This window comes from Mycobacterium sp., from assembly GCF_040509115.1.
Classification (GTDB): domain Bacteria; phylum Actinomycetota; class Actinomycetes; order Mycobacteriales; family Mycobacteriaceae; genus Mycobacterium.
The window spans coordinates 1-4,760 of sequence record NZ_JBEVLO010000120.1 but is presented as its reverse complement, the minus strand read 5'-3'; the positions used below and the strand labels follow the sequence as shown (position 1 = coordinate 4,760).

Annotated in this window: 6 protein-coding genes and 1 pseudogene; 2 read left to right on the top strand and 5 right to left on the bottom strand. The window is 69.6% G+C overall.

Going from position 1 to position 4,760, the window contains the following annotated elements; all coding sequences use genetic code 11:
* Together ABW137_RS09360 and ABW137_RS09355 are read left to right on the top strand one after the other, a co-directional pair.
* Positions 1 to 622 (top strand): hypothetical protein (locus ABW137_RS09360; protein ID WP_526399153.1); only part of this gene is annotated, 622 nt, incomplete at its 5' end.
* Between the two features lie 42 nt (positions 623 to 664).
* Positions 665 to 1,441: a YqjF family protein gene (locus tag ABW137_RS09355; RefSeq protein WP_526399152.1), complete on the top strand. Its 777-nt coding sequence runs from the start codon at positions 665 to 667 to the stop codon at positions 1,439 to 1,441.
* Here the strand turns inward: ABW137_RS09355 and ABW137_RS09350 are convergent.
* The 5 genes and pseudogenes from ABW137_RS09350 to ABW137_RS09330 all read right to left on the bottom strand — a co-directional run.
* Positions 1,391 to 2,359 (bottom strand): NAD(P)H-dependent flavin oxidoreductase, encoded by a 969-nt coding sequence (locus ABW137_RS09350; protein WP_526399150.1) that lies wholly within the window; start codon positions 2,357 to 2,359, stop codon positions 1,391 to 1,393. The two genes, ABW137_RS09355 and ABW137_RS09350, sit on opposite strands and share 51 nt — an antisense overlap.
* A 9-nt stretch (positions 2,360 to 2,368) precedes the next feature.
* Positions 2,369 to 3,022, bottom strand: a complete 654-nt coding sequence (locus tag ABW137_RS09345; RefSeq protein WP_526399148.1) for an enoyl-CoA hydratase-related protein — start codon at positions 3,020 to 3,022, stop codon at positions 2,369 to 2,371.
* Positions 3,023 to 3,044: 22 nt separating this feature from the next.
* On the bottom strand, positions 3,045 to 3,668 hold the full coding sequence (locus ABW137_RS09340; RefSeq protein WP_526399146.1) for a TetR family transcriptional regulator: 624 nt from the start codon (positions 3,666 to 3,668) through the stop codon (positions 3,045 to 3,047).
* Between the two features lie 45 nt (positions 3,669 to 3,713).
* Positions 3,714 to 4,166 (bottom strand): GNAT family N-acetyltransferase, encoded by a 453-nt coding sequence (locus ABW137_RS09335; RefSeq protein ID WP_526399144.1) that lies wholly within the window; start codon positions 4,164 to 4,166, stop codon positions 3,714 to 3,716.
* Positions 4,167 to 4,186: 20 nt separating this feature from the next.
* Positions 4,187 to 4,760 (bottom strand): annotated as a pseudogene (locus ABW137_RS09330) (hypothetical protein); the annotation flags it as partial.

Sequence of the window (4,760 nt, the reverse complement as noted above, 5' to 3'; positions counted from 1 at the left end):
CGCCTTCCCGGCGACCGCTGCCGCCGACGACCTTCCTCCCGTGCCGTTGCCCGTGCCGGGGGAACCCGTTGCACCTCCCCCTCCGCCTCCTCCCGGCCCGGCAATACCGTTGATCGGTACCCCACTTGGCGCGGCTGGACTGGACGTGCTGGCGCAGAACAATGCGGCCCCGGCGCCCGTGCCGGGTGCACTGGGCGCACCCCCGGTCGCGGGTCTCGACCGCGATACGGTCCTCGGCCAGAACCCGGTGCCCTCGGCGCCCAACGGCGGTGTCGGCATCCCGCCGAACCTGAACGTGTTCAACAACGCGTACGGAATTCAGGTGAACGACGTGCCCTCGGCGCCGGGGGAGGGGCACCAGTTCGACGTCGCTCCCGGCCAGGAGAACGCCGACGTCTCCAAGCGGGAGTGGTTCGGCCGCTACATCGACTTGCAGCGTGACGGCCGCACCTACGGCGGGCTTGGTCAGGCACCGCAGGAACAGCTGGGTCAGCCATTGCCGGGTACCGCTCCGCTACCCGGAACGGTCATCCCGCCGGGACTGGTGCAGTTCCTGCCCGATCCAGCCGACGGTCCGCCGCCGCCGCCCGGCCTGATCCTGCCGCCGCCGCCCGAGGGCTGAGCCAGGCTCGGCCCGGCTCGGGCGGCGTGACACCATCACGAGGTGGCCGATTCACTTGATTCGCCAGCTCCAGACCCCTCCGATCCGTCGGCGCTCGCGGGGTATCCCATCGACGCGCCACCGGCGCCTCCACCCGTCTTCACCCACCAACACTGGACCGACCTCGTGTTCGTGCACTGGCCGGTCGATCCCGGCTCGATCGAGCACCTGTATCCGACCGGTACCCGGCCCGACGTCTTCGCCGACGGCGTGACCTACGTTGGACTCGTCCCGTTTACCATGCGCGAAGTGGCGCTTGGCATTCCACGATCGATCCCGTACTTCGGAAGCTTCCTGGAGACCAACGTCCGGCTGTACTCCACCGACGACGCAGGCAGGCACGGCGTCCTCTTCCTGTCGCTGGAGACCGAGCGGCTGGCCATGGTGCCCGTGACACGGGTTTGCCTCGGTGTGCCATACACCTGGGCGAGGATGCGGATGACGCGCACCGGAGCCCGCATCACCTACGACAGCGTGCGCCGCCTGCCGGATCGGGGGCTGCGGTGCCACCTCACCGTCGACGTCGGCAGTGCCGTCGTCCCCACGCCGCTGGAGATCTGGCTCACCGCGCGCTGGGGTGCGCACACCCGCAAGGCCGGCCGCACCTGGTGGGTGCCCAACGAGCACGGCCCGTTTCCGGTACGCGAGGCCGAGATCGTGGACCTGGACGACGAGTTGGTGGCTGCGGCAGGCGTGCCACCTGTTGGCGAGCCCCTGCGCGCATTGTTCTCAACCGGGGTGCGGGCCCAGTTCGGCAGGCCGTCCATCGTGGCGCGGTGACCCCAGACGTACCCGGCCCGCATCGAGCGCGACCTCGATCTCCGACCAGGTCCGCCGAACGATCTCCGATGCGGGCAACAGTTCGGTGATCCGGGAGGACACCTGGCCGGTGTTGGCGACGCTCGCGTCCATGTCACCGTCGAAGTACAGGCTGGTGATGCCGCCGAGTAGGGGCGTCTCGGGGTCAGCCGTGATCAGCGTCGCCGCCAGTCCGGTGCGCAGGACGCGCATCGTGGGGTTGCCGGGAAGGTTTAGCAGAACGGTGCCGTCGTCGGGGGCGGCGATGATGGCGTTCTTGAAGTTGGTGTGCACGCCCGCCTCGTGGCTGGCCAGCATCCGGGTGCCCATCTGGATGCCCTCGGCGCCGAGCACCAAAGCCGCTGCGGCCGAACGGGCGTCGCAGATCCCACCCGCGGCCAGCAGCGGCAGGTCGACCCGTTCGGCGACGAGCGGTAGTAGCACCATGGTCGACGCTCCGAGAGCGGACTTGAACCCGCCGCCCTCCACGCCCTCCACGACGAGCGCGTCGACACCGGCGTCCAGCGCCTTGAGGGCGGCCCGCAACGAGCCGACGACGTGCACCACCGTCATGCCTGCGTCGTGCAGCCGGTCGGTGAACAGGGCCGGATCACCCGCCGAGGTGAACACGTGCCGCACGTCGGCGGCCGCCAGGGTGTCGACGATGGACGGGTCCCTCTTCCAGCCCTGAATCATCAGGTTGGCCGCCACGGGCCGGCTCGTCAACGTGCGCACCCGAAGCAGGTCGGCGCGGCCCTCGGGAGTCAGGGTCTCGATCATGCCGAGCCCGCCGCCCTCGGAGACCGCAGCGGCCAGTTCCGCCCGCGCGATGTAGGTCATCGGAGCCTGCACGACCGGGTACTCGACGTCCAGCAGCGACTGGATCCGATTGCGCGCCACGGGCTTGACCTAGACCGCGGTCAGCGCGGCGACGGGGCCCGCGTACATCGTGTTCTTGATCGCCCGTACGGTACCGCCGTCCTTGGCGCCGACCAGTGCCAGCATTCCGACGGCGGCGTCCGTGACGGCATCCTCGTCGGCGGTGGCGTCGACGATGGCGAGCCGGTGCGCGTCAGGCCCGCCGAAGCGGCGACCGGTCGTCATCGAGGCGACGGCCGCCGCCGGGGTCAGCTTGGCCTGGATCAGGGCAGCCATCCCAGGGGTGAAGGGGATGCGGATGTCGACCTCGGGGAAGCAGAAGTACCCGCGATCACCGCGCATTACGCGGTAGTCGTGAGCGATCGCAAGCATCGCTCCCGCGCCGAACGCGTGACCGTTGAGGGCGGCGGCAGTGGGGATCGGCAACGTCAGGATCCGCGCAAACAGACCATGTACGCGGTCGACGTACGCCTGCATCTGATCGCCGTGCGTCAGCAGCCAGTCGAGGTCGAGGCCATTGGAGTAGAACTTTCCGGTACCAGTGGTGACCAGACCGTGTGCACTGCCTTCGATCTCGTCGAGCTGACCGTTGACGTCGTCGAGGAAGCCGAGCGAGAAGCGGTTCTCGTCGTCGCCGAGATTCAGCACGGCGATCTCGTCGACATGGGTCAGGGTGATGGGCACTCGTGCACTCCTCGGTAGTCGTTCATGGGCGTCGGGGTGGGGTATCGGCAAGTACGGCGCGCACCGCGTCCTTCAATCGTGCGCGGGCCCATGGGCAGTCGATTCGGTTGCGGGACAGCAGGAATGCCGTAGGGAGATCGACGATGCACAGGGTGATCGCGTCGACCGCGGCCGCATCCTTGCGGCCCCAGAGGTGGGTGGCCAAGCGGATCATCAACCCGACCAGGGCGCGGTCGAGTTCGCCGAGTTGCGCTGCCACGTCGGCGGGGACGTCGTCTCCAAGAAGCTGGTCGCGATCGATGAGGTGGAGCAGCATCGCCGACTGGGGTTGTCTGGCGTGGAACACGGCTGGCGCGTCGGCCGCGGCCACGACGGCGTCGACCGGGTCGCCGCGGGGCCCGTCGGAGTCGGCGAGGGCGGCGTCGACCAATTCGCTTTGCACGGCGAGAAATCCGCGTGCCGCCCGCAGCCACGTCTGCGCCAGGAGATCGCCACGAGACCGGAAGCTGTGGTAGATCGCGCCGTTGGAGACGCCCGCGGCGACTGCCACCGCGCGGGTGGTGACCCCCGCCGGGCCCGTGTCGACCGCGAGTGACTGCACGGCGTCCAGGACCAAATCGCGGTCGTAGAGCCGGGGCCGGGGCACCCACGCAACGTAGCAGAGCGGATGCTCTGTTATCAATGGGCGCGGCTACAGGTGCTTGGCGAAGAACACCCGCCGGTACCCGTCCTGAACGCCGCGCCCCGTCTCTTGGAACCCGCGCCGCGGGTAGAACTCAAGGTTCTCCGTCATCGCCTCGTTGGTCACCAGCCGGATCTCCGAGAGCCCGGCTTCGCGCGCATCCTGATCCGCCCGCTCCAGCAGGCGACGTCCGTGACCACCACCCTGCACCGTCGGCGCGATCGCGATGTTGTCGAGGAGTAGGTGGTCAGATTGGGCCTGGGTAACCAGGACGCCCACGATCTCGGACCCGTCGTCGATGACCCAAACCCGCGATGTCCGAATGACTTCGGCATAGTCGGCGAGCATCGGCGCGGGCGGTCGGCCGATCCTCTCGACGTACTTGCCGAAGGCTGACGCGACGAGCCGGGTGATCCCGGCCACGTCGTCGTCGGTGGCACTTCTCAACGACGGCTCGCTCACCAAGCCGACACTAGCCGCCCTCAGGCCGCGGCTTGACCGTCGGGAGCGTCACCGGCACCAGGGTCGGGCCCGGTGGTCGGTCCGGTGGTGGTCGGTCCAATGGTGGTCGGTCCGGTGGCGGTCGACCCGGTGGTGGTCGGCGCGGTGGTGCCTGGCGTCGCGGACGGCGGGGTCTCGGTGGCGCCGGGCGTGAACCTGTTGCCGTCGGCCGTCACCCGGGGGTGCAGTCCGTCGTCCTGGGCGTCAGGGTTCGACTGTGCGGGTGGGTTGGTCGGCTCCGGCGATGGCGCCGGTGACGGCGGGGCCGCGGGCGGGGCGGTCGCTACCGACTCCACAGGAGCCGCCCCCTCCCTGGCGGTCATTCTCAGCGCGCCGCCAGTCTCGAGGTCGTCCCCGGGCGATTCGTCCTCCGGCGTTGACTGCGCCCGGGCGCCAAGACCTTCGGCGGGTGCGACGGGCCCCTGATGCAGATTGCCGATGGGATCCGGCAGGTTGATCGGTGCATGGCCGCCTGTCGCCAGGTTGCTCAAGCCCTGCGCCAGGGCGCCGGGGATCGCCGCGAGCGCCTCGAAGAACTTCTCGGGCGGGGTGATC